The following is a 23769-nucleotide window of genomic DNA, read 5'->3' on the forward strand; positions in this document are numbered from 1 at the left end:
AATAATCGGAGCGCCCCACGTCGGGACATCAAGGATCCGCCGGGTCGATAGGAATGAGGCATATGGTTGAAAAGTCGTTGTACAGCAAACACATCTCCACCCAGTTCAACGCCGAACTGGAGGACGTGCGCCAGCGCGTGCTGGCGATGGGTGGGCTCGTCGAGCAGCAGATTATCGATGCGACGCGCTCGCTGATGGACGGCGACGGCATGCTCGGCGAAACCGTGCGCAGGAACGACTACAAGATCAATCAGCAGGAAGTCTTCATTGACGAGGAATGCAGCCGTATTCTGGCGCGCCGACAACCTACCGCCAGCGACCTGCGGCTGGTCTACGCGGTCATCAAGACCATTACCGATCTCGAACGCATCGGCGATGAAGCCGAGCGTATCGCGCGCATGGCTGCCGATCTGGCTTCACAGGAGCGCCTGCGTTACGGCTACAACGAGATTCAGCATCTGTCCAAGCACGTCTCGCAGATGGTGCACGATGTGCTCGATGCTTTCGCACGTATGGACATCGAGGCGGCTCTGGCAGTCGCCAAGGAAGACGTCACGGTCGATCGCGAGTACGAGGCTCTGATGCGTCAGTGCATCACCTTCATGATGGAAGACCCACGCCAGATCCGGCGCGTGATGGATCTGATCTGGGTGGTTCGCTCCCTGGAGCGTATCGGGGACCACGCCGGCAATATCGCCGAGTACGTGATTTTCTTCGTCAAGGGCAAGGACGTGCGGCATCTGAGTCTCGAACAGATGGAGAGGCACGTGCGCGGGGAAGACGTTTTGCCGGAAAACGGCCCTTCGGCAGGCGCGCAGTAGTCCCGGAACGGTCAATCAGTCCCATTGCGTGGTACTTCGGGCCGACGATCCTCGGCGTCGATATTGACGGTCTCAATATCCAGATGAACGTGCACCGCGATGTCCGGTCCGGCCTTGGCTGCACCGCGCCAGTTTCTGTCAGAGTCTGACCGGTGTCACCTCGGGCAGGCGGGCCTCGATGCCGGGGCCCAGCTGATCGTGCCAATGGCGATGATTGTAGACCTCGCCCTCGTCGCGCACGCGCCCGACCCGTGAAAGGTCGACTTCGGCGTAGACCCAGCTCGGATCGTTGAGGCCGCCCTGCACGAGGATGCCGTTGTCCGGGAAGCCGCGATCGGGCGGGCCGAAGATCGCGGCCGATCCATGAGAGACGTCGATCGCCGGCGACCAGGGCGCGGTGCCGACCAGCGGAACCTGGACCGTGAAGCATTGGTTCTCGAGCGCGCGTGCGGCGCAACCGGTACGCACCCGATGGTAGCCTCCCAGCGTGTCGGTGCAACTGGGCGCCAGAATCAGTTCGGCTCCGGCCTCGACCTGCGCGCGGGCGAGCAGCGGAAATTCGATGTCGTAGCAGATATTGATGCCGAAGCGACCCAACTCGGTTTCAAACAGTTTCAGCGGCGCGCCGCCACGGATGTCCCATTCCTCGCGTTCGAAACGCGTCATCACGCGCTTGTCCTGATGCTCCATGCCGCCGTTCGGCGCGAACACCCAGGCGCGATTGACGTAGACGCCGGTGTCCATTTCCCAGGGATAGCTGCCGGCGACAATGTAGACGCCGTGACGCTGTGCGAGGCGCTGATGCAAGGCGAGGTAATCGTCGCGATAGCGCTGGATCTCGCCGATCTGGCCGAGCACGTCGGCCTGCATCGGTTCCGGCAGCAATCCGGCCAGTACCATCGACGAATACTCCGGGAACACCAGCAAGCGTGCGTGTTGACGCACCGCCTCGGCCACCCAGTCGGCGATTGTCTGTTCAAACTGCGACCAGTTCTCCGGCTTGAGCGTCGGAAACTGGGCAGCGGCCAGCACGAAGGAATGGCTCATCAAGCGTCCAGGTTCTTGAGCCAGAAGCTCATCGGTTTTTCGGTGGATTGCTCCTGCCCCAGGTCCGGCCAGGCGAACGAGGTTCGCAGGTCGGGCCGGGGCTGGTAGCCGCGCCGCCGCCAGAACGCATCATTGGAGACGTAATCAACAGGTCGGGCAGGGTGCCGATCATCACGCTCCACAGCGCAGAACGCACAGAGGTTCAGCCCCTGTGCGCGCGCGTGCGCCTCACGTAACTCGAAGAACTTCACGCCCAGTCCGAGGCCGCGGTATTCCGGCAGCAGGACGGATTCACCGAAATAGTCGATTCGTTCGACGTCCAATCCGACACCTTCGAACGGAGCCCGGACCTCGGCGCTTTCGTCGGCCAGCGGAATCGCGGTGGTGGCGCCAATGCAATGCCCACGGTCCCAGACCAGTACGGCAAGGCTTCCAGGGCAGCGCAGGTAGGTCTGCAGATACTGGCGCTCGTATTCCAGAGAGCCCGCGTACAGGTAGGGCCAGTCGCGAAACACCCGCATGCGCACGCGCGCCAGCGCCTCGAGGTGCAGGGCGATTTCGGGGCCGCTCAGCGGCATCAGTCGCAGGCCCTCGTATTCGAGCACCATCAGGCCTCGGTACCCACTTGTGTCAGCCAGTCCTGAAGATGGTAGTAATTGCTGATGCGGACCACCTTGCCGGCCCGTAGTTCGAAGAAGGCGCCGCCAGGTCGGTGATAGGTCTGGCCACGGACTTCGGGCGGGCCCTCATCGGTGTTCAGGTAGGTGCCGAGCACCGTGAACTCCAGGGCGCAGCGGGTGCCGTCCGGATCGCTCGTGATCTCGATATTCTCGACCCGTTCGCGATAACAACGGTTCATGCGATGCATGAAGGCAATGAAGGCGTCGCGCCCCAGCTCACGCCCCCCTGATTGATATCGTGAACCACGTCGTCGGCCAGCAAGTCGACGAAGCGGTTCCTATCGCCGGCATTGAACGCGGCGTAATAGCTCTGCAGGAGTTCATGTGCTGCGCGGCTCATGGGCTCGGCATCCTGATCGACGGGGGAACCGCCAATTCTAGCGGTTTGTGCGCCGATCACGGAACCGGTTGGGCCGAATCTTGCGTTCAGACTTGCCATTGCCGGTGAGCACAACAAGGGGCGGGGATGTTCAAGGTCTTGGTGGTCTATTTCACGCAGACGGGCCAGCTCGGGCGCATCGTGCGTTCGGTGATGGCGCCGTTCGAGGAAGCCGAGGGTGTGGAACTGGTCTACGAACAACTGGAACCACGTAAACCCTATCCGTTTCCGTGGCCGATCGTGAGCTTTTTCGATCAATTTCCTGAAAGCGTGCACCGCGATGGCCCGGAACTGCGGCCCACCGCGTTCGATCCGGACGCGGACTACGATCTGGTGGTGCTGGGGTGGCAACCCTGGTATCTGTCGCCGTCGCCACCCACGTCGGCCTTTCTGAAGTCCGAAGCGGGGCGCCGCGCGCTCTCCGGCAAGCCCGTGGTCACCATCATCGGTTCGCGCAACATGTGGCTGATGGGGCAGAAGGCGGTGCGCGAGATGATCGACGAAGCGGGCGGGCGCCTGGTTGCCAATATCGCGCTGGTTGACCAGGGATCTCCGGCGGCTACCTTTGTGACGACGCCATTGTGGCTGTTGACCGGTTTTCGCAAGGGCGTTCGCGGCGTGTTGCCGCCAGCCGGCGTGGCCGAGCACGAGATCATCGGTGCACGTCGCTTCGGCACGCCGCTGCTGTCCGCGCTGATGGAGGGCCGTCTGGGCTCCGGTGAAGTGCTGCTGGACCCGGCGGAAGCGGCGCCGGTCAATCCGAAGTATGTGGTGGCCGAGCAACTCGGCTGGCGCAGTTTCTTCGTCTGGGGCTGGCTGGTGCGTCTGGCAGGTCCGCAGGGGCGTTGGTTGCGGGTGCCGCTGCTGGCCGTTTACACCGTGTTTCTGTGCGCGGCGATCTGTACCGTGGTGCCGCTGACGGTGCTGGCGCGTCTGCTGCTGGGCTTCGTGCCGGCCTATCGGCGCTGGATCGACCGGCGTGTGGCGTTCTTTGAGCGCTGCGGCGAACAGTCCTAGAACGAGAAAACCGGACGCGCCGTGGCGGCGCGTCCGGTTTCGGCTGAAGCCTCCTCAGACCACGGTCAGCGCCATGCCGGCGACGGTAAAGCGCCCGCTCTCGGGAACTGCGCAGAAGATCTTCTGGCCCTTCTTGAGCTTGCCGGAGTGCAGTAGTTCGTCGAGGATGATGTAGATCGAAGCGGAGCCGGTATTGCCGCATTCGGCCAGGTTGGTAAACCACTTGTCGTCGCCGACATTGATGCCGGCCTCTTTCATGCCGCCGTCGAGCCGCCCCTTGAAGTACATCGACGACAGGTGCGGCAGGAACCAGTCGACTTTTTCGAAGTCCACGCCGTGCTCGTCGCGCGCGACGCACAAGCCCGCAACGCCGACCCGCACCATGTGTTCCTCCAGCGCGCGCACGTCCTGCTGCAGCAGCAGATAGCCTTTGCGCACCACGTCGAAGATGTCTTCCTCGTCGGTCCAGTACTTCCAGCCGCCGTCCTTGTCCTTGTTGAGGCCGTTGTACATGCAGGTGGGGGTTTCGCCGGACCAGCAGCGCACGTCGATGGCGTCGATGCGCAGATTGAGCTGGCCGGGCCGCGGCTCGGCTTCCATCATCACCGCGCCCGCACCGTCGGAGAGCATCCAGCGCAGGAATTCCTTCTCGAAGCTGACCATGGGCGCGAGATCCTTGCCGGGCTCGATATCGGAGGTCATCGCGGTGTAGGCCTTGCGCGCCATGAAGGCGCTGGCCCGCTCCGAACCGGTGGCGACGAAGTTTTTCTTCAGCCCCAGCGCCATGCACATCCACGCGTATTTCATGGAGGTCATGCCGGACGCGCAGACGCCGGCCGTGGACATGATTTCGGCAGGCGCCATGCCCAGCTCGCCGGCCACCATGTTGGAGTGGGACGGCAGCAGCTGATCGGGCGACGCCGAGCCGCAGGCAAGGCCTTCGACCGCGTCCAGCGGCATGTCGAGCTGCGCGGTCAGCTTGCGCACGGCTTCGGCGGTCAGCTCGGCGTTGGTGTGCGTACGCTTTCCGGTTTCGGGCTCGATCGCGTAGTGGCGGTGCTTGATGCCGTTGTTCTGAAGAACGAACAGCTTCACGCGTGGCGACTGGTTCTCGATCTTGCCGAGTATGGCTTCGATGCGGTCGTTGCCGACCGGCTCGTTGGGAAGAAATGAGGCGACGTCAGTGATGTAGACCGTATTCATGGCACTTTCGGGCAAGGTGGGGCGGCATGACCGTCGGGGGACGGTCACCATTTCGGAGCTTCAGGGGCCAGGTTGTCGTGGGTTTGGCGGCGCTGCAGATCCCTTACATAACATCGAACGCATCGCCAGAATCGTGTTACAACCGCCGAAGCCGAAGGTATTCGACAGCAGCGTCTTGACCTTCACGTCCCTGGCCTCGTTGGGGACGTAATCCAGATCGCAGTTCGGATCGCGTTCGTGATAATTGATGGTGGGCGGTACCACGCCGTCGCGCAGCGTCATGCAGGCTGCGACGAACTCGATCGCACCGGCGGCGCCCATGGTGTGTCCGAGCATCGACTTGATCGAGCTCATCGGCACCTTGTAGGCGTGATCGCCGAATGCGGCCTTGACCGCATGCGTTTCGGTGGAATCATTGGCGGACGTGGCGGTGCCATGCGCATTGATGTAGTCGATGTCGTCGACATTGAGTTCGGCGTCTTCCAGGGCGCGTTTGATCGCCTTGGTCTGGCCTTCCGCGCTCGGGCGAGTGGCATGGAAGCCGTCGTTGTTGAAGCCGTAGCCCACAAGCTCGCAATAGATCGTGGCACCACGCTTCCTGGCATGCTCGTATTCTTCGAGCACCACGACGCCGGCGCCTTCGGACAGCACCAGGCCATCGCGATCTCGGGCGAACGGGCGCACCGCTTCACCCGGATTGCCGTTGCGCGTCGACATCACGCGCAGCGCATTCCAGCCGCTGAAGATGCCGTAGGACAACGGCGCTTCGGTACCGCCGGTCACCATCGATGTGGCATAGCCATGCTGGATCAGTCGGAAAGCTTCACCGATGGCGTTGGAGCCGGACGAGCAGGCGGTGGACACGGTGAAGGTCGGGCCGCGCAATTTGTGGCGAATGCAGATGTGCCCGGCTGCGGCATTGAACATCGACAGCGGAACGGTCAGCGGGCTGACGAAACGCGGACCCTTGCTGTGCAGCGCCTTCTGCTGCGTGTCGATGGTGTTGATGCCGCCGATGCCGGTGCCGATGACGACGCCAGTCTTGTCCTCGTCGACGTCACTCAATCCGCTGTCCGCCATGGCTTCGTCGGCCGCGAACAGTGCGAGCTGACAGACACGGTCGAGGCGGTACGCGTCCGGATAATCGATATCGGCGACCTTGAAGTCCTTGATTTCACCACCGATGCGGGTCCGGAACGGTGCTGCATCGAAGGCATCGATCGAGGTCACCCCGGTACGCCCCGCGGCGATGCCGTTCCAGAATGCCTGACGACCGACGCCGACCGAGGTGACCGCGCCGAGACCGGTGACGACGACTCTATGCCGCTGCATTTTCTTTCTTCGCAAGTTGTTCTTTGACGACCTTCACGATCGAGTCAAAGTCTGAAATCTCCTGGCCGGCGTCATCCGGGAACGAGATGCCGAACGAGGTTTCGACTTCGAAGATCGTCTCCAGAAACTGCAGGGAATCCGCGCCCCAGTCCGACAGTTTCGATCCGTGCGTGATGATTTCCTTGTCGATCTTCAGGTTTTCGGCGAGAAGCTGGCGGAGCTTTTCTTCGGTGGTGTCATACATGGTTCAATCCCCTTGCGAGCAAATGAAAAAATATCGGGCTTCCTGCCGTGTCAGCTCAGGTACCCGTACTGACGCAGGCTGTCACCTGCGATCGACTCCACCACGTCGAACGAGCCATAGCTGTTCTTGTGGTGGAGTACCCCAACCTTGGCCAGCAAGCCATCCAGCTTCGGCTTGCCGCGTTTGATTTTTGGAAGGCCACAGAACTTGAAAATCCTGTTGATCTCGCTGCGCGGGTTGGCGAGCACGTCTTCGTAGCGGACTTCATGGAAGTGCCGAATCTGCGGCCGAACCTCGTTGATGAACTTGACCGAAGCATCCCAGACGTGCGCGGTGGTGCGTACGTCTTCAAGGCCGTACTGGGCTGCGTGCTCCGACAGGCCGGTCACGCGCGGGTAGGGCACAAAGGCTTGATCCTTGAAGTACGGATGCCTGGTCTTGAGATCCTGTTCACGCTGCAGCCGGTAGAGCTTGAGCAGGGAATTGGCCACCATGCGACCGTCACGCACCAGATAGACGAAGCGTGCATCCGGAAACAGATCCTGCAGCAGCAGGATTTCGGTCAGCAGTGCCGGAGACTTGTTGAGGAAGCGGTGGCCACCACTTTCACGGAAGCAGTCGATGACATGCTTGATGCCATCGTAGAGTCTGTCGATATCCTGCTGTTGCAGGTCGCTGGCGCGCATCCGCCGCGGCGCCAGCGAGAACGGCTCGAACTTGAGGCATTCGCCCCAGAAGCGCATCGCCTCGGATGGCGAGCTGCCGTCGACCATGACGCTGTCCTTCAGATAACGCTCGCCGCGCACATCCAGGCGCAGCGTTCGGCGCAGCCAGTCCGCTGCCTTGAAGGTGCGCGGGTCGACGAACACATCCATCGCGTGCGTGAAGTAGGCGATGTCTTCGTGCGTGGACAGGATTTCCTGCAACATCGTGGAGCCGCAGCGCGGCGTGCCGATGATGAAGATCGGCGCCTTGATCTGGATGTCGTCGATCTTGCCGCGCATCATCGACAGGCTGATCGCCCGCACCAGCATCTTCAGCGGCAGCGGCTGTTCGAGCGGGATCAGATGCTGGTTCTTCCACTGCCGCGACAGCAGCAAGCGGGACGCCAGGTTTCGGTACTGGTCCGTTTTCAGCGCTGTGGGTTCGACCATCACTTGCCTGTCGCTCCTGAGCGCCGTTTGAGCCGGACCGGCACGCCGCCCACCGGAATCAGAGTGATCGAAGCGAATGGTTTCGGAGGTTTGTCGCCCGCGTATTCGAACTCGAACTGCTGGACGAAACTTGCCAGCAGCAACACGGCCTCCATGATGGCGAAGCGGTCGCCGATGCAGGTCCGCGGTCCGCCGCCGAATGGCATGAACACATAGCGTGGCAGACGGGAATCCAGGCCGTCGGACCAGCGCTCCGGTTTGAAGTCCCTGGCATCGTTGAAATAGCGTGGGTCACGCTGCATCGCCCAGGGAGAGATGTAGATCAGTGATCCGGCGGCGATCGGATAGCCGCCGATCTCGCAATCGTCGACCGCCTGGCGCGCCACCAGCGAAACCGGCGGGTAGAGGCGCATGCTTTCGCGCACGGTCCATTCCACCGCCTGCAGCACTGCCAGGTCCGCCGCCTGCGGGGCACGGCCGGCCAGGGTCTGGTCGATCGCGGCGTGCAGCGTCGCCTGCCATTGCGGATGCTGCGTCAGCAGATACAGCGTCCAACTCAGGGCGGTCGCGGTGGTGTCGTGGCCGGCGACGAACAGGGTGACGGCCTCGTCGCGAATCTGCGCGTCGGGCATCGGCTTTCCGTCTTCGTCGCGCGCTTGCATCAGCATCGCCAGCAGCGTTCCGCGTTCGTCCAGGTTCTTGCGGTGCTGGGACATGAACCGCGCCACCAGTTTGTCGATGCGCGCCACGGCCCGCCGGTAGCGGCGGACATTGCGCGTCGGCGCCCAATCCGGGGCGACCAGCGGGTGCAACATGCGTTCGGTGATCCCGCCCAGCAGATCGTCCATGGCCGAGCCGACTTCGGCGACATCTCCCGCCACATCCTCGTCGAACAGCGCGCGGGCCACGACCTTGGACGCGATGTCACGCATGTCCACATACATGTCGCGCACCTCGCCGTCCCGCCACTCGCCGACCAGCTCGGCGGCGTAGTCCGACATGATGCGACCGTACTCGGCAATGCGGTCGCGATGAAAGCCGGGCGCCGCGAGGCGACGCTGCTTGCGCCACTGATCGCCGTCCGCCGACAGCAGTCCCCAGCCGAACACGCGGCGCACGCGGCTGAAGAACATCTGGTGTTTGACGAAATTGCGGTAGTTGCCGAGCAGCACGTACTCGTTGAGCTCGGGGTCGGCAATCAGATAGGCGGCGCGATGCACCATCCGCAGTTTGACAATGGGCCCGTACTCGCGGGCGCAGCGTTCGAGGAATCCGTTGAGGTCGCGGCCGAAGTCGAGAATGTTGCCCAGCACCGGGCGGCCAGGCGGGCCGAGGGGCCTGGGTGCGGCAATGGCTAGCGACAACAACGACACAAAAAGCCCCCTGATTTGCAGGTTTTCCGTCAAGGCAGCTGTTACGGCTGCTTACAAAAGGAATAAGGTTCTTACGATTGGGACCACGCAAGGCGTGGGCCAACTCCGCGACCCCGGTGTGCTGAATGTGCACTGAATCACGTTCTGGCCGAAGGGCCGCGCCGGGCTGCCGGACCTGCCGCAATAGGGTTCAAATCTTGCTTGCGCCCTTCCACGCGGCTCGGCAGGCGCTCACTCCTTGGGGAAACAACCGCGTGGAAATTGTTGTCGACATACTCAAACAGCTGAATATCGTCCCGGTGCCGCTGCTCGATGGGCAGGCACAGGTGGTGCGCGCTCGCGCCTTGCTCGAAGCCAATCGGGAAGGCGTTTTCCATGCCCTGGCCGAGTCTCCGGACGGAATGACCAGCGCGGAACTGGCCGAGAAACTGGGATTCGCGCCCGACGGCGCCAAGGTGCTGCTGCGCGCCCTGAACAGCATGGGTTACCTGCGCGAACGCGGCGGTCGCTACAGCAACGGGCGCTGGGTGCGACGCTGGATACTCGACCCCAAGCGTGGTCTGCACTACATGCTGCGCTTGCAGCTCTATACCTATCACCGCCTCGAAGGCCTGGGGCAGAACCTCAAGACCGGCCGGCCGACCATGGATTTCCATGCGATGGACGCGGCCAATCCGACGCCGCAGCAGGAAACCTATACACGCGCCATGCGCGAGGCGGCACGCCTGATCATTCCAGACCTGTTGAAGCGTGCGGCGGTGCCGCCGAAGGTCGAGCGGATGCTGGATATCGGCGGGGCGCATGGCGAGTACTCACGTGCCTTCGTCAATCGCTTCGCGGGGCTCAAGGCCAAGATGATCGATCTCGCCGGACCGGTTGCCACGGCGGCGAAGATCATGGAGGAGGAGGGCAATCCCGAAGGTCTGGAGCTGGCGGTCGGTGATGCCCTGCGAGACGACTTCGGCAAGAACTGGGACCTGGTGCTGCTCGCCAACATGGTGCATCTGTTCAATACCGAACAGAACGTGGACATGTTCAAGCGTTGCCGCGCCGCCCTCAAACCGGGCGGCAGTCTGCTGGTGATGGACCAGTTCACCGGTTTGGGGCGCCGCCGTGACCACATTTTCGCGGTGATCTCGCTGAACTTCTTCAACGTGGGCGGCAAGGCCTACGACGTTTCCGAGATGAACGCGATGCTGCGCGAGGCCGGTTTCGACAAGGTCCAGAGCAAGCCGTTTTCACTGAGAACGCCGGGCGCACTGATTCAGGCCTGGGCATAGCTCAGCGAGCCTTCGGGGTAGGGCGCCGCGTGGTTTGCTGCCCTAGCCCGGGGCACGTGCGGCGCGGCGTCGTTCCCACACGGTCGTCAGTGGGACCGCGGCGTGCTGATAGCTCAGAGAAAACTCGTCAAGCTTGCGTCGCGCGGCATCTACGGACTGGGATTCCGGCAGTACGAAGGCGTCGAAGCCGCAGCGACGCATGAAGTGAATCTGGTCAACGTGAACCTCGCCAACTGCTCGAATCTGACCGGTGTATCGATAACGATCACGCAGAACCCGCGCCTGGCTGTAGGCCCGGCCGTCCGCGAACTTGGGGATTTCGAGCAGCAGCATCGGCCGGTCGAGCAGTTCGGCGGCGAATTCGTCGACATTCTCGGTGTTGGGAATGCTGACGGCGATCTCCAGGCCAGCCGGTGCCTTGCCGAGCTCGCGCCAGCGCGCCAGACTGACGACCACGTGTCCGCTTTCGGGCCATGCGGCTTCGTTATCAAGTACGGTCCAGCCGTCGCTGGCAAGCTGGCCGTCCGCCAGAATCAGCGAGCTCATGCCAAGGCTTCCGCAGGCGTTTCGGCGCTGTCGTAGAGGCGTGCCTTGAACGGCGGCATGCCGACACGGCGGTAGGTGGCGAGGAAGCTCTCCTCGGCATCGCTGCGCTGTTCCAGGTAGACCTCGACGATCTTCTGCACGGCGCCCGCGATGTCGGCGCGCGAAACCGACGGGCCGGTTCGGTCGCCCAGGGAAGCGTCGTCCTCGGCCGAGCCGCCGAGCGTGATCTGGTACCACTCCTCACCCTTCTTGTCGACGCCGAGGATGCCGATGTGGCCGACGGTGTGGTGGCCGCAGCCGTTCATGCAGCCGGACATCTTCATCTTGATCTCGCCGATGTCGTGCTGATAGTCGAGGTCGTCGAAACGATCGAATATCTCCTGGGCCACGCTGATCGAGCTGGCGTTGGCCAGCGAGCAGAAGTCCAGGCCGGGGCAGCAGATCAGGTCGGTCAGCAGGCCGATGTTCGGCGTCGCCAGCCCCAGTTCGGACAGGCGCTGCCACACCGCGTAGACATCGCGGTCGGCGACGTCGGCCAGCACCAGGTTCTGGTCGTGCGTGGCGCGGATTTCGCCGGCGCTGTAACGATCGGCGAGATCGGCCACTGCATCCATCTGCTCAGCCGTGATGTCGCCGGGTGCGATGCCGTTGGCCTTGAGCGAGACGAACACGATCGAATAGCCGGACACGCGATGCGGAGCGAGGTTGCGGCGGGCCCAGCTGGCGAAGCGGCTGTCCACTGCCAGTTGCTTCGCGTAGCCCGGTTCCCCAGCCGCCGCTTCGTCGTACTGCGGCAGTTCGAAGCGGCTCTTGATGTCCTCGATGTCCTGCGGCTGCAGACGCAGATTGGAATCTTTCAGCGCGTTCCATTCGGCCTCGACCATCCGAGCGAACTGTTCGGGGCCGGTGGCCTTGACCAGTACCTTGACGCGCGCGCGATGGATATTGTCGCGACGGCCGAGACGGTTGTAGATGCGCAGCACCGCTTCAAGATACGAGATCAGGTCGAGTTCCGGCAGAAACTCGCGAATCTTGTGACCGATCATCGGCATGCGGCCGAGACCGCCACCGACATAGATCGAATAGCCGAGCTCGCCGGCATCGTTGCGCACGATATGGACGCCGATATCGTGGACCTGCGTCGCCGCGCGATCGCGCGTGGACGAGGAGAACGCGATCTTGAACTTGCGCGGCAACCAGTTGAATTCGGGGTGGAACGTCGCCCATTGGCGTGTCAGTTCGCAATACGGGCGGGGGTCGACCAGTTCGTCGCGCGCCACGCCGGCCAGGTGGTCGCTGGTGATGTTGCGGATGCAGTTGCCGGAGGTCTGGATCGCGTGCATTTCCACCGAGGCCAGATCGGCCAGAATGTCCGGCACTTCCTCCAGCTTTGGCCAGTTGTACTGGATGTTCTGGCGTGTCGTGAAGTGGCCGTAGCCCTTGTCGTAGCGGCGTGCGATATGCGCCAGCATGCGGAGTTGCCGGGAGGCGAGCAGGCCGTATGGAATCGACACCCGCAGCATCGGCGCGAAGCGCTGAAGATACAGGCCATTGCGCAGCCGCAGCGTCTTGAACTCCTCTTCGTCGAGCTGGCCGGCGAGAAAGCGCTGGGTCTGATCGCGAAACTGTGCAACGCGTTCGTCGACCAGCGTCTGGTCGAATTCGTCGTAGCGATACATATCAATGCGTCTCGGTGGCGTTCGGCTTCCGTCGGCGGGCTCGATTCGTCCGCCGGTTCTCAGGGGGCGCGTAGATTAACAGCGTCACCGCCCGCCTTGGAGGGGATCGAATCAAAAGGCATATTGATATATCGCAGGGCGAAAAAGCCTTGCTCGGACTCGGACTCAGAGCCTGTGAGTTTTTAGTTCGTCGACACGGGCATCGCGCCGTTCTGTGATTGTTGCGTCCGCGTCGATGCGTGCTCGAGCGGCGTTGCCAACGCTCATACTTGGCGCTGAGGCTTCGCGCAGGCCGCCTGTTCGTGCTTCTTAGGCGCCAGCTCACGATCAGTAGATGTCGTCATGTCAAAGCACAAGCTATTCGCGTGCCAACCAGGGAGCGTGCAGAAAAACTCTCATGCTGAAAGGGATGAGAATCGTGGTCCTCATGCCATAGACGATCGGCAGCCGCTTTTGATTGCAGCCGCCGCGAGGCACACCTGCGTGCAGGCGTACTGGTTCGCGTGGCATGCATTCCATTCGGATACACAGGTGTACAAGCACACGAAAGACGAGGACCCAGAACAATGACGACACAACGCCTGCAATGGTCCTTGCTGCTACTGCGCCTGAGCGTGTTCCTGGTCATGCTGATGTGGACGCTCGACAAGTTCGTCAATCCCGCGCACGCGGCGAAGGTCTTCGAGAGCTTCTATTTCATTGATGGACTGGGTGTGGGTTTGATGCGCGTCATTGGCGCGATCGAGCTGCTGGTGATCGTCGCATTCGTCGCCGGGCTTGCCAAGCGCTGGACCTACGGCTTCGTGCTGGTCGTGCAGCGGTGTCGACGCTGTCGTCGTTCAGGATCTACCTCGATCCCTTCGCGTCGCCGAACCTGCTGTTCTTCGCCGCATGGCCGATGCTCGCGGCCTGCGTGACGCTGTTCCTTGCTCCGCGACGAGGATCGGCTGGCCAGCGTCGGCTGAGCCGTTGTGCTGGCGCACCGGCGGTGCGCAGTTCGATTCGGTCGTCGTTGCCGTGCTGCGCCCGAGCCGGCCGGCGGCGTACGCGGCATACGAACGGGGCTGGCACCGCCGCCTGCGCGGAGGCCGGCCAGAAAGTGCCGGCCGGCTGACACCCCCGGACAACCCCTGCTTCTGTGATACTGTGTTTCACATATTCACAATCTGGAGCCTCCCGTGAAGAACGTGACGGTATCCGTGGACGACGAGACTTACACCCATGCGCGCGTGGTCGCCGCCCAGCGCGGCACCTCCGTCAGCCGGCTGGTGCGCGACTTTTTGGCCAACATCGACCACGGCGCCCAGGAACCTGCGACGGAATGGGAATCCCTGTGGCAGCTGATCGACGGCGAGCAGGTGGAGGTCGGAGAAACGCCTTCGCGTTCGCGGACCTACGCCGATGCCCGCCTTCGTTGACACCAATATCCTGCTCTACGCAGCATCGACCGCGCCCCATGAAGCGGATAAATCGCGAATCGCCCGGCAGATACTGGTCGAGGGCAACTGGCGCCTGTCGACCCAGGTGTTGCAGGAGTTTTATGTCAATGCCATCCGCAAGCTGACGAAACCGCTGAGCGAAGCCGCCGCACTGGCCTTCATGCAGCAAGTGACACGGGTTCAACCCGTAGCGATCGATCTCGGCATTGTTTTACGGGGGATACACAACGCCAGGCGCTACCGGATCAGTTACTGGGACGGCGCCATCGTGGCGGCCGCCCAGATGTCCGGCTGCGAGATTCTGTATAGCGAAGACCTCAATCACGGCCAGTCATATGACCAGGTCAGGGCCGTGAACCCCTTCCAATCCGGGTTACGGTGACGCCGGGTTACGGTGACGGTATACAAAACGCACGAATTGGTTCGGGATACCAGCCGCGTCCGATGGTCCTCGGCCAACAACGATTCAAGGTTCGACGCCCGCAACTCAATCCGTGCGCGGTTGGGCTCCAGCAGCCGCGGCGCGCCTTGCGCTCGCTGCCTGGCGCCCCCTGCGACAGCGCCTCGCGTACTTCGGCTTCGCTGGACTCGAGCATGTCCGGAAACAGGCCCGCCTTCATAGGCGCCAGCTCACGATCAGTAGATGTCGTCATGTCAAAGCACAAGCTATTCGCGTGCCAACCCGGGAGCGTGCAGAAAAGCTCTCACGCTCTCAGATCACGCTCAGTTCCGAAATCAGTCGGCGCGCCTCACTCATGCGCGACTCGTGCTCCGGGATCGCGGCCACCTTGTCCACGATCTCGCGCGACAGGTGGGGCGCAAACAGATGGATGAAGTCGTACATGTAGGCACGCAGGAACAGCGCGCGCCGAAAGCCGATGTGCGTGGTCGACATTTCAAACAGATGAGCCGCCGGTAGTGCCACCAGGTCCTTGTCGGCCTGCTCGTCGTAGGCGAGGTCGGCGACGATGCCGATGCCCAGACCCAGGCGCACATAGGTCTTGATCACGTCCGCGTCCACCGCTGTCAGCACCACATCGGGGCGTAGACCGTGTGCGGCAAACGCCTGGTCGAGCTTGGAGCGGCCGGTGAAGCCGAAGGTATAGGTCACGATCGGGTGCTGGCCGATGTCTTCCAAGGTGATGCGGCGTGACAGTTTCGCCAGCGGGTGATCGGGGCGCACCAGCACGCAACGGTTCCAGTGATAACAAGGCAGCATCACCAGTTCCTCGAAATGTTCCATCGCCTCGGTGGCGATCGCGAAATCGGTTTCGCCGTTGGCGGCAAGTTTGGCGATCTGCGGCGGGCTGCCTTGGTGCAGGTGCAGACGCACCTGCGGGTATTGGCGGCGAAAGCGCTCGATGACGGTCGGCAGCGCATAGCGCGCCTGGGTATGCGTGGTGGCGATCGACAGATCGCCTCGATCGCTGTGCCGGAATTCCTCGGCCACATTCTCGATATTGGCGACATCCTGCAGGACGCGCTCGGCATATTCGAGGATGCGCTGGCCGGCCGGTGTGATCTCACTCAGGTGCTTGCCGTTGCGGATGAAGACTTCCACACCCAACTCGTCTTCAAGCAGCCTGATCTGCTTGCTGACACCGGGTTGGGACGTGAACAGCGCATCCGCCGCAGCGGTCACGTTGAGCCCGCGTTTGGCAACTTCGTGAATGTAGTGCAACTGGCGAAGCTTCATGCGTCGGCGTCCCGGTGTGTCCGGCGGCGGAGTTGCCGCCTTATTCTCTGCGGTTCTCAGCGTATCGAAATTGATACCCACGCGAAACGTCTCGATATGGCGGGAGCGCGCCGGCTGCGGACGCCCTCCAGGTGCGATACGCTCCCGCGCATGTCCGCCCCCTGGCCGTATTTTCCGATTTTCGTGCGCCTTTCAGGCGAGCCCGTTCTGGTCGTGGGTGGCGGTGAGGTGGCCTTGCGCAAGGTCCGGTTGCTGCGTCGCGCCGGTGCGGATGTCCGTCTGGTCGCGAAGTCGGTGCTGGACGAACTGAAACCGCTGCGGGTCGCCGAGGCGTTCGATCCCGCGCAACTGGCTGGCTGTCGTATGGCGATCGCCGCGACCGACGACCCGGCACTGAACCGGCGCGTTGCCGCCGAAGCCGAGGCGCGTGGCGTCTGGGTCAATGCGGTGGACGATCCGCAGGCCAGCCGCTGGATCACACCGGCGATCGTGGACCGCAGCCCGCTGTTGATCGCGCTGTCCTCGGCCGGCGCAGCGCCGGTATTGGTGCGGCGCTGGCGCGAACGTCTGGAAACCATGCTGCCGTCCGGTTATGGACGGCTGCTGTCCTATATCGGCGAACGCCGCGCCGCGATCCGCGAACGTGTGCCGCAGGCGATGCGCCGACGGATCTGGGAAGCCTTCCTTGATGGCCCCGCCCCCGAAGCAGTGCTGGCCGGCGATGAGGCCGCGGCCGATGCGGTCCTGGAGCTATTGCTGACGGACACATCGGGCGACGGCGAGGTTTATCTCGTCGGAGCCGGGCCGGGCGATCCCGATCTGCTGACGCTGCGCGCGGTGCGCCTGATGCAGCAGTGCGACGTCGTGCTGCACGATGCACTGGTATCGCCGGCGATCATGGAACTGGTGCGGCGCGATGCGGAACGCCTGTACGTGGGCAAGAAGCGCGACAAGCACACGCTGCCGCAGCAGGACATCAACGGCGCGCTGGTGCGCCTGGCGCGAGAAGGCAAGCGCGTGCTGCGGCTCAAGGGCGGTGATCCCTTCGTGTTCGGCCGCGGCGGCGAGGAAATCGCGGAACTGGCTGCGGCCGGCATTCCTTTCCAGGTGGTGCCGGGCATTACCGCGGCCAATGGCTGTGCCGCCTATGCCGGCATTCCGCTGACGCACCGTGACTATGCGCAGGCCTGCATTTTCGTTACCGGCCATCCGAAGAAGGATGGCAGTCTCGATCTGCATTGGGACCAACTCGCGCGACGCGGTCAGACCGTGGTCATCTACATGGGGCTCAACACCTTGCCCGATGTGTGTGCGCGCCTCATCGACAACGGCCTGCCGGCGGACTGGCCGGCGGCCGTGGTGGAGGAGGGCACCTCGGCGCGGCAGTGCGTGGTCACGGGGACGCTGGCCTCCTTGCCGCAGGCGGTCCGATCCGCCGCCGTGGAGGGCGCGAGTCTGGTCATCGTAGGCGAGGTGGTGCGACTGCGCGAACAGCTGGCCTGGTTCAAGAACAAGGCCTGACAAAGACCGATGTCCAGGAAAAAACGCAGACGCGTTGCGCGTCGACATGCCGCCTGGCCGCGTGCCACCCTGCTCAGCGTCATGATCCTGCTGCTGGCGGCCCTGATTCATGTGCTGCTGCCGCCGGCGACGCCGGACGTTTACGGCGGCCTGCCGCAGCCGCAGTCCTTGCCGATTCGGCTGAGCTCGCACGTGTTGCGCAACGAGGGTTTCAGCCTGGCTTACTCGGAGTGGTGGCGCACGCCGCTGTGGGTGGCCTACCGATTGTCGGGCCTGCCGGAGGGCGCTTCGCCGCCGCGCCCGGATCATTTCACCCGCGACCGACGCACGCTGTGGCCGGTGGACGAAGCCGATTATTCACATAGCGGTTACGACCGCGGTCATATGGCGCCGAATCATCTGATCGCGAGCCTGTATGGACGCGAGGCGCAGCGCGATTCCTTTCGGATGAGCAATATCGTGCCGCAGAGTCCGCGGCTCAATCAGTTGCTGTGGCAAAGGATCGAAGCGCTGGAGGCGGATGGGGTCGCCGGCCGCTTTCCAGGCACTTACGTAATGGTCGGCCCGGTGTTCGACGCGGCAAGCCGACGGCTGGACAGCGGCGTGGCGGTGCCGTCCGCCTTCTATCGAATCTGGCTGCGCGTCGACGGGGACGCCGTGCCCAAGGCGCTGGCGTTCCTGGTGCCGCAAACGGTTTGCGGCGACGAGCCTCTGACCCGTTACCTGGTATCCGTGGACGCGCTCGAAGCCGTCACAGGACTCGATTTCTTCGCGACGCTCGACGATGCGCTGGAGGCGCAGTTCGAGTCACAGCCGAGCAGCGACTTCTGGTCGCTGACGAGCTATGCAAATCGCCCGGCGCACTACGCCAATTCGTTTCGCGGCGGTCGCTGCACGCGCGAGTGAACCGGCTCGTTCAGAGGCTGCGCAAGCCCGGCTCGCGGGCGCCGGTGTCGGTACGGTTGTCGGAGGCACCGTCCATGTCCTTGCTGCGCAAGCGCTTGTAGATCGCGCGCTGGATTCCGGCGGAATCCAGCGCGCACTGCGCCAGCAGTTCCTCGCGGGTTCCATGTTCGACGAACTGGTCGGGCAAGCCGAGATTGAGCACGCCGATGCTCTGATGCTGGGCCGCCAGCACCTCGTTGACGGCGCTGCCGGCGCCCCCGAGCACCGAGTTCTCCTCGATGGTGACGAGCAGGTCGCTGGACTGCGCCATCTGAAAAACCACGGACTTGTCGATGGGTTTGACGAAGCGCATGTCCACGACCGTGGCATCCAGAATCTCGGCGGCTTCCAGCGCGGGGGCCAGCATGCTGCCGAAGGCCAGGATCGCCACACGCGGACGGCGGCGTCCGATCGGCTCGCGCAAAATGCGCGCCTGGCCGATGCTCAATGGGCGCGGTTCCGCGTCCATTGCCACGCCGGTGCCGCTGCCGCGCGGATAGCGTACGGCGCTGGGGCCGTCATGCTGCAGGCCGGTTTCGAGCATGCGCCGGCATTCGTTCTCGTCCGACGGCGCCATCACCACCATATTCGGTATGCAGCGCAGATAGCTCAGATCGTAGGCGCCGTGGTGGGTGGCACCGTCGGCGCCGACCAGGCCGCCGCGATCCAAGGCGAACAGCACCGGCAGGTTCTGGATCGCCACGTCGTGTATCAGCTGGTCGTAGGCGCGTTGCAGAAAGGTCGAATAGATCGCGACCACCGGATGCACGCCTTCGGTGGCCATGCCGGCGGCCAGGGTCACGGCGTGCTGCTCGGCGATGCCGACGTCGAAGTACCGGTCCGGGTAGCGCTTTGCGAATTCGACCATTCCGGAGCCTTCGCGCATCGCTGGCGTGATCGCGGCGAGCCGTTCCTTGCGTTCGGCGGCCTCGCACAGCCAGTCGCCGAAAATCTGGGTATAGCTCGGTTTGCCGCCTGCTTTTTTGAGCGGAAACTCGCCGGTCACGGGATCGAACTGGGTGACGCCGTGATACTTGATCGGGTCCGCCTCGGCGGGGTCGAAACCCTTGCCCTTGACCGTGAGCACATGCAGCAACTGCGGGCCGCGAACACACTTGAGTCGCTGTAGGGTCGGCAGCAGGCTGGCCAGTTCGTGCCCGTCCACCGGGCCGTGATAGTCGAAGCCCAGCGAGCGGAACATCGAACCCGGCGTGTCCAGGTGCACGTCGTTGATTTCGCCTTCAGAGCCGGATTCGTGCGGAAGCGGACGCCCCGGGCGCAGGCGGTGCGGAGCGTTGAGCCCGAGCTTTTCGGCGACGCGCGCGGTGTAGTCGCGCATCGCGCCCACGTTCTCGGAAATCGACATGTCGTTGTCGTTGTAGATCACGAGTACGTCGAGACCGAGGTGGCCGATGTGGTTGAGCGCCTCGAAAGCCATGCCGGCGGTCATGCCGCCGTCTCCGATCACGGCGATGGCGCGACGGTCTTCGCCGCGCATCTTCGCCGCGGCGGCGATGCCGGCGGCGGCCGACAGCGAGGTGCTGGAGTGGCCGGCGCCGAACACGTCGTATTCCGATTCGGCGCGGTGCGGAAACGGGGCCAGTCCGCCGAAGCGGCGGATCGTTTCCAGACGTGAACGCCGGCCGGTGACGATCTTGTGCGGGTAGGCCTGATGGCCCACGTCCCAGATCAGGCGGTCGTGCGGTGTGCTGAAACAGTAGTGCAGGGCCAGCGTCAGTTCGACGGTGCCGAGATTGGCCGCGAAATGTCCGCCAATCCGTCCCAGCGTCTCGATCAGGTGGCGGCGCATCTCCACCGCCAGGTGCGGCAGCTGTTCCGGGGTGAGCTTGCGCAGATCGTCCGGGGTGTTGACGTGGCCGAGCAAGGCATAGCCTGGGATGTCAGTCATGAATGGAGGGGAGACAATTTGTGCGCCATTATGATGCGGTGAGGGACGCAGGCAAATGGAAACATCGACACTTGCTGTAATAAATGTATATTGTTCTTTAATAACATGAAGTTAAAAGATGAATTCGCGAACTGGAGTCGCCGCCGTGCGGTCTTTTCGAGGCGAAAGTTTCACACAGCCGTCATCGGGCACGCTGCGCGATATGGTCGGCCAGCTGATGCAGCGGCAGCGCCGCATCGCTAAGCGGGGCCAGTGCAGCATGGGCTTCGACGAACAGCTCGGCCGCCCTTTGCGACGACACGGACAGGCCGAGCAGCGCGGGAAAGGTCGGCTTGTTGCTCGCTTGGTCCTTGCCTCCGGTCTTGCCCAGAGTCTCAGAATCGCCCTCGACATCGAGTACGTCGTCCTGAATCTGAAAGGCGAGACCGATGCATTTTCCGTAACGGTCCAGTCCGTCGAGCACGCGCGCGTCAAGCGCGGTTCGCGCCTGGCAGGCCATCAGCAGGCAGGCGCGGATCAGCGCGCCGGTCTTGTGGATGTGCATGGCCTCCAGTTCGGCGAGGTTCATCTGGCGGCCGGCCGCCGCCAGATCCACGGCCTGACCGCCGCACATCCCACGTGAGCCGGCCGCTTCCGCCAGCAAATCCACCATGTGCAGCCGCGCCCGTGCCTCGGGACCACGATCGTCGTGCGCCAGCACGTGGAACGCCAGGGCCTGCAGCGCGTCGCCGGCAAGAATCGCGGTGGCTTCGTCGTAGGCCTTGTGGACGCTTGGACGGCCCCGGCGCAGTTCATCGTCATCCATCGCCGGCAGATCGTCGTGAACCAGCGAATAGGCGTGGATCAGTTCGACCGCACAGGCCGCGCCGTCAAGCATGGACGGGGCGACGGACAGCGCCTCACCGGCGGCATAGATCAGTAGCGCGCGCAGGCGCTTGCCGCCCTCGGCTGCGTAGCGCATCGCCTCGTGCAATGTGGCGGGGTAGTGATCGGCTGCGGGCAGCCAGCGCTCCAGCGCTGCATGCAGGCGCGCGTGGTAGTCGGGTATGCGGTCGACAAAGCTCGTGGCGCCGTCCGGGTTCAAGGTGCTTCGTCCGTCGCGTCCGGTGGGTTTTCCAGCAGGTTCTGGACGCGCAGTTCGGCGGTTTGCAGGGCCTGGCGGCATTGCCGCGCCAATGAAGTGCCGCGTTCGAACAGTCGCAGCGACTCTTCCAGCGGAAGCTCACCGCTTTCGATGCGTCCGACGATGCTTTCAAGCTCTCCGAGATCGGTTTCGAATCGGCTGACAGCGTCGGTTTCCTCGGTGGTCGTGGCGGCATCCGGTTTGCCGGCGCGGGGGCTGGGCATGGTGGTGTCCTGAAGTCGGTGGCCTGAAATCGGGCGCGGAGTGCGCGGTTTGTCGCGCGGTGGGGCTCGGTCTGAGGGCGAAGTTTAAGGGCGCGCGCCGCTTCGGCGATACCGTCGTGAGGGCGGCGTGAACGTCACAGGCTCGCCGGTCCGCACGGAATGGCCGTTCTGGTTGCGCCTGAGGCCGGGCTTCCGCTACTGTCCGGCGGCTTTCAAGCCCTCTCGCACATCCAGCCAGCACCATCGTGAGTCAATACAGCGCAGATCAGATCGAAGTCCTTTCCGGTCTCGACCCGGTGCGTCGTCGTCCCGGCATGTACACGGATACGACACGGCCCAATCACATGGCCCAGGAAGTTATCGACAATTCCGTCGATGAAGCTCTGGCCGGGCATGCCAAGACCATTGAGGTCACGGTGTTCGAGGACGGTTCGCTGCAGGTGCGCGACGATGGGCGCGGCATGCCGGTGGATATCCATCCCGAGCACGGCGTCAGCGGCATCGAGCTGATTCTCACGAAGCTGCATGCCGGCGCCAAGTTCTCGAACAAGATGTACCAGTACTCCGGCGGCCTGCACGGCGTGGGCGTGTCGGTGGTCAATGCGCTTTCCAAAAAGTTGCAGGTGCGCGTATGGCGCAATGCGGCCGAGCACCTGATCGAGTTCGCTGGCGGCGAGCGTCAGGGCGATCTGCAGGTGGTCGGTCCTGCCGCCAAGTCCCGCTCGGGCACGCAGGTGCGTTTCTGGCCGGACGAGTCGTATTTCGATACCGCCAGGTTTTCGTTGAGCAAGCTCAAGCGGAACCTGCGCGCCAAGGCCGTGCTGTGCCCGAACCTGAAAGTGATGCTGGATGACCAGATCAACAAGGAGCAGCTGGTCTGGCAGTACGAGCACGGCCTGGTCGATTACATGATGGATGCGCTCAAGGACATCGAAACCTTGCCGGCGCAGCCGTTCACCGGTCTGTTCAAGGGTGCGCGCGAAGAAGCCGAATGGGCGCTGGTGTGGGCGCCGGACGCGCCCGAGGCGATCGGCGAGTCCTACGTGAATCTGATTCCAACCGCGCAGGGTGGCACCCACGTCAACGGCCTGCGTACCGGCCTGACCGAGGCCGTGCGCGAGTTCTGCGACTTTCGCAACCTGCTGCCGCGCGGCGTCAGGATCGCGCCGGAGGATGTCTGGAACGGCTGCAACTACGTGTTGTCGATCAAGATGCAGGATCCGCAGTTCGCCGGCCAGACCAAGGAGCGCCTGTCATCGCGTGAATCGGCCTCGTTCGTTTCCGGGCTTGCGCACGACGCATTCAGCCTGTGGTTGAACCAGCACGCCGAAACCGGCGAACAGATCGCGCAATGGGTGGTCGGCAACGCCTCGCGCCGGCTCAAGCAGGCCAAGGTGGTGGAGCGCAAGCGCATCACTTCAGGCCCGGCACTGCCCGGCAAGCTTGCGGATTGCGTGTCCAGCGACCCGAGCCGCACCGAACTGTTCCTGGTCGAGGGTGATTCGGCGGGCGGTTCCGCCAAGCAGGCGCGTGATCGCGATACCCAGGCGGTGATGCCATTGCGCGGCAAGATTCTGAATACCTGGGAGGTGGAGTCCAACATCGCGCTCGGCTCGCAGGAAATTCACCATATTTCGGTGGCGATCGGCGTGGATCTGGGCTCTTCAGACCTGTCCGGCCTGCGTTACGGCAAGGTCTGCGTGCTGGCCGATGCCGATTCGGACGGCCTGCATATCGCGACGCTGCTGTGTGCGTTGTTCCTGCGCCACTTCCGGCCGCTGGTGGAGGCGGGCCACGTCTACATCGCGATGCCGCCGCTGTTCCGCGTGGACGTCGGCAAGCAGGTGTTCTACGCGCTGGACCATGCCGAGCGTGACGGCATTCTCGACCGGATCAAGGCCGAGAACATCCGCGGCGCGATCAGCGTGACCCGCTTCAAGGGCCTGGGCGAGATGAATCCGCTGCAGCTGCGCGAAACCACCATGGCCGCGGATACGCGGCGCCTGGTGCAGCTGACGCTGGATGAAGAACCGGCCGACCTGATGATGGACATGCTGTTGTCGAAGAAGCGCGCTTCGGATCGAAAAACCTGGCTGGAAGACAAGGGCGATCGCGCCGAAGTCGAGGTCTGAGGCGGCGTTGCTGGCTAGAATTGGC

Annotated in this window: 21 protein-coding genes and 2 pseudogenes; 9 read left to right on the forward strand and 14 right to left on the reverse strand. The window is 63.5% G+C overall.

The genetic code is table 11. The annotated features are described in order from the left end of the window. Window positions 1–62 precede the first annotated feature (62 nt). On the forward strand, window positions 63–821 hold the full coding sequence (gene phoU / locus RM530_RS08370; protein WP_311364772.1) for a phosphate signaling complex protein PhoU: 759 nt from the start codon (window positions 63–65) through the stop codon (window positions 819–821). Window positions 822–959: 138 nt separating this feature from the next. Here the strand turns inward: phoU and RM530_RS08375 are convergent, their stop codons facing one another. The 3 genes and pseudogenes from RM530_RS08375 to RM530_RS18685 form a co-directional block, all read right to left on the reverse strand. Further along, the gene (locus RM530_RS08375) at window positions 960–1868 is read right to left on the reverse strand and encodes a carbon-nitrogen hydrolase family protein (protein ID WP_311364773.1); all 909 of its coding nucleotides are present in this window, start codon (window positions 1866–1868) and stop codon (window positions 960–962) included. Beyond that, the gene (locus RM530_RS08380) at window positions 1868–2473 is read right to left on the reverse strand and encodes a GNAT family N-acetyltransferase (RefSeq protein WP_311364774.1); all 606 of its coding nucleotides are present in this window, start codon (window positions 2471–2473) and stop codon (window positions 1868–1870) included. Before RM530_RS08380 ends, RM530_RS08375 begins: the two co-directional genes overlap by 1 nt. A gap of 2 nt (window positions 2474–2475) precedes the next feature. Then, window positions 2476–2888: pseudogene (locus RM530_RS18685) on the reverse strand (ketosteroid isomerase-related protein). 126 nt (window positions 2889–3014) lie between these two features. Between RM530_RS18685 and RM530_RS08395 the strand changes: the two are divergent. Then, on the forward strand, window positions 3015–3944 hold the full coding sequence (locus tag RM530_RS08395) for a dialkylrecorsinol condensing enzyme (RefSeq protein WP_311364777.1): 930 nt from the start codon (window positions 3015–3017) through the stop codon (window positions 3942–3944). 54 nt (window positions 3945–3998) lie between these two features. Here RM530_RS08395 and RM530_RS08400 read toward each other — a convergent pair whose 3' ends face one another. The 5 genes from RM530_RS08400 to RM530_RS08420 are packed head-to-tail and all read right to left on the reverse strand — an operon-like array spanning window position 3999 to window position 9250. Beyond that, on the reverse strand, window positions 3999–5147 hold the full coding sequence (locus tag RM530_RS08400) for a StlD/DarB family beta-ketosynthase (RefSeq protein WP_311364778.1): 1149 nt from the start codon (window positions 5145–5147) through the stop codon (window positions 3999–4001). A gap of 60 nt (window positions 5148–5207) precedes the next feature. Beyond that, complete coding sequence (gene fabF, locus RM530_RS08405; RefSeq protein WP_311364779.1) at window positions 5208–6479, reverse strand: beta-ketoacyl-ACP synthase II; 1272 nt, start codon at window positions 6477–6479, stop codon at window positions 5208–5210. Then, complete coding sequence (locus RM530_RS08410; protein WP_311364780.1) at window positions 6466–6723, reverse strand: acyl carrier protein; 258 nt, start codon at window positions 6721–6723, stop codon at window positions 6466–6468. Before RM530_RS08410 ends, fabF begins: the two co-directional genes overlap by 14 nt. 50 nt (window positions 6724–6773) lie before the next feature. Next, window positions 6774–7877 (reverse strand): sulfotransferase family protein, encoded by a 1104-nt coding sequence (locus tag RM530_RS08415; protein WP_311364781.1) that lies wholly within the window; start codon window positions 7875–7877, stop codon window positions 6774–6776. Further along, window positions 7877–9250, reverse strand: a complete 1374-nt coding sequence (locus tag RM530_RS08420) for a cytochrome P450 (RefSeq protein WP_311364782.1) — start codon at window positions 9248–9250, stop codon at window positions 7877–7879. Before RM530_RS08420 ends, RM530_RS08415 begins: the two co-directional genes overlap by 1 nt. Window positions 9251–9504: 254 nt before the next feature. Between RM530_RS08420 and RM530_RS08425 the strand changes: the two genes are divergently transcribed. After that, window positions 9505–10530 (forward strand): methyltransferase, encoded by a 1026-nt coding sequence (locus RM530_RS08425; RefSeq protein WP_311364783.1) that lies wholly within the window; start codon window positions 9505–9507, stop codon window positions 10528–10530. A gap of 42 nt (window positions 10531–10572) precedes the next feature. Here RM530_RS08425 and RM530_RS08430 read toward each other — a convergent pair whose 3' ends face one another. Together RM530_RS08430 and RM530_RS08435 are read right to left on the reverse strand one after the other, a co-directional pair. Further along, window positions 10573–11076, reverse strand: coding sequence for a DUF934 domain-containing protein (locus RM530_RS08430; protein ID WP_311364784.1), 504 nt, complete (start codon window positions 11074–11076; stop codon window positions 10573–10575). Then, window positions 11073–12755 (reverse strand): nitrite/sulfite reductase, encoded by a 1683-nt coding sequence (locus tag RM530_RS08435; protein WP_311364785.1) that lies wholly within the window; start codon window positions 12753–12755, stop codon window positions 11073–11075. The genes RM530_RS08430 and RM530_RS08435 overlap by 4 nt, the downstream gene beginning before the upstream one ends. A gap of 566 nt (window positions 12756–13321) precedes the next feature. On the opposite strand from RM530_RS08435, the pseudogene RM530_RS08440 reads away from it, so the two are divergent. From RM530_RS08440 to RM530_RS08450, 3 genes and pseudogenes are all read left to right on the forward strand, one after another. Beyond that, window positions 13322–13683, forward strand: a pseudogene (locus RM530_RS08440) (hypothetical protein); the annotation flags it as partial. Window positions 13684–13933: 250 nt separating this feature from the next. After that, window positions 13934–14173, forward strand: a complete 240-nt coding sequence (locus RM530_RS08445) for a DUF6364 family protein (RefSeq protein WP_311364787.1) — start codon at window positions 13934–13936, stop codon at window positions 14171–14173. Further along, window positions 14157–14576 (forward strand): PIN domain-containing protein, encoded by a 420-nt coding sequence (locus tag RM530_RS08450; RefSeq protein WP_311364788.1) that lies wholly within the window; start codon window positions 14157–14159, stop codon window positions 14574–14576. Before RM530_RS08445 ends, RM530_RS08450 begins: the two co-directional genes overlap by 17 nt. A gap of 330 nt (window positions 14577–14906) precedes the next feature. Here RM530_RS08450 and cysB read toward each other — a convergent pair whose 3' ends face one another. Continuing rightward, complete coding sequence (gene cysB, locus RM530_RS08455; protein ID WP_311364789.1) at window positions 14907–15890, reverse strand: HTH-type transcriptional regulator CysB; 984 nt, start codon at window positions 15888–15890, stop codon at window positions 14907–14909. A 150-nt stretch (window positions 15891–16040) separates the two neighbouring features. Here cysB and cysG point away from each other — a divergent pair, with 150 nt between their 5' ends. Next, window positions 16041–17411 carry a siroheme synthase CysG gene (cysG, locus tag RM530_RS08460; protein ID WP_311364790.1) on the forward strand — a complete coding sequence of 457 codons (1371 nt, stop codon included), beginning with the start codon at window positions 16041–16043 and terminating at the stop codon, window positions 17409–17411. Between the two features lie 9 nt (window positions 17412–17420). After that, entirely contained in the window at window positions 17421–18317 is an 897-nt protein-coding gene (locus RM530_RS08465; protein WP_311364791.1) for a DNA/RNA non-specific endonuclease, read from the forward strand. Window positions 18318–18327: 10 nt separating this feature from the next. Here the strand turns inward: RM530_RS08465 and dxs are convergent, their stop codons facing one another. From dxs to RM530_RS08480, 3 genes are all read right to left on the reverse strand, one after another. After that, complete coding sequence (gene dxs / locus RM530_RS08470; protein WP_311364792.1) at window positions 18328–20265, reverse strand: 1-deoxy-D-xylulose-5-phosphate synthase; 1938 nt, start codon at window positions 20263–20265, stop codon at window positions 18328–18330. A 181-nt stretch (window positions 20266–20446) separates the two neighbouring features. Continuing rightward, a complete protein-coding gene (locus RM530_RS08475; protein WP_311364793.1) occupies window positions 20447–21349 on the reverse strand; it encodes a polyprenyl synthetase family protein in 903 nt (300 codons plus the stop codon). Next, complete coding sequence (locus RM530_RS08480) at window positions 21346–21612, reverse strand: exodeoxyribonuclease VII small subunit (RefSeq protein ID WP_311364794.1); 267 nt, start codon at window positions 21610–21612, stop codon at window positions 21346–21348. The genes RM530_RS08475 and RM530_RS08480 overlap by 4 nt, the downstream gene beginning before the upstream one ends. A 245-nt stretch (window positions 21613–21857) precedes the next feature. Here RM530_RS08480 and parE point away from each other — a divergent pair, with 245 nt between their 5' ends. Next, window positions 21858–23744, forward strand: coding sequence for a DNA topoisomerase IV subunit B (parE, locus tag RM530_RS08485; protein WP_311364795.1), 1887 nt, complete (start codon window positions 21858–21860; stop codon window positions 23742–23744). Window positions 23745–23769 lie beyond the last annotated feature (25 nt).

This window comes from Banduia mediterranea (assembly GCF_031846245.1).
GTDB lineage: Bacteria > Pseudomonadota > Gammaproteobacteria > Nevskiales > Nevskiaceae > Banduia > Banduia mediterranea.

Coding starts and splice junctions, on each gene's coding strand:
- RM530_RS08415 (WP_311364781.1), bottom strand. CDS start 7,877: ATGGTCGAACCCACAGCGCTGAAAACGGACCAGTACCGAAACCTGGCG.
- cysG (WP_311364790.1), top strand. CDS start 16,041: ATGTCCGCCCCCTGGCCGTATTTTCCGATTTTCGTGCGCCTTTCAGGC.
- RM530_RS08430 (WP_311364784.1), bottom strand. CDS start 11,076: ATGAGCTCGCTGATTCTGGCGGACGGCCAGCTTGCCAGCGACGGCTGG.
- RM530_RS08480 (WP_311364794.1), bottom strand. CDS start 21,612: ATGCCCAGCCCCCGCGCCGGCAAACCGGATGCCGCCACGACCACCGAG.
- RM530_RS08435 (WP_311364785.1), bottom strand. CDS start 12,755: ATGTATCGCTACGACGAATTCGACCAGACGCTGGTCGACGAACGCGTT.
- phoU (WP_311364772.1), top strand. CDS start 63: ATGGTTGAAAAGTCGTTGTACAGCAAACACATCTCCACCCAGTTCAAC.
- RM530_RS08375 (WP_311364773.1), bottom strand. CDS start 1,868: ATGAGCCATTCCTTCGTGCTGGCCGCTGCCCAGTTTCCGACGCTCAAG.
- dxs (WP_311364792.1), bottom strand. CDS start 20,265: ATGACTGACATCCCAGGCTATGCCTTGCTCGGCCACGTCAACACCCCG.
- fabF (WP_311364779.1), bottom strand. CDS start 6,479: ATGCAGCGGCATAGAGTCGTCGTCACCGGTCTCGGCGCGGTCACCTCG.
- RM530_RS08395 (WP_311364777.1), top strand. CDS start 3,015: ATGTTCAAGGTCTTGGTGGTCTATTTCACGCAGACGGGCCAGCTCGGG.
- RM530_RS08450 (WP_311364788.1), top strand. CDS start 14,157: ATGCCCGCCTTCGTTGACACCAATATCCTGCTCTACGCAGCATCGACC.
- RM530_RS08465 (WP_311364791.1), top strand. CDS start 17,421: ATGTCCAGGAAAAAACGCAGACGCGTTGCGCGTCGACATGCCGCCTGG.
- cysB (WP_311364789.1), bottom strand. CDS start 15,890: ATGAAGCTTCGCCAGTTGCACTACATTCACGAAGTTGCCAAACGCGGG.
- RM530_RS08410 (WP_311364780.1), bottom strand. CDS start 6,723: ATGTATGACACCACCGAAGAAAAGCTCCGCCAGCTTCTCGCCGAAAAC.
- RM530_RS08400 (WP_311364778.1), bottom strand. CDS start 5,147: ATGAATACGGTCTACATCACTGACGTCGCCTCATTTCTTCCCAACGAG.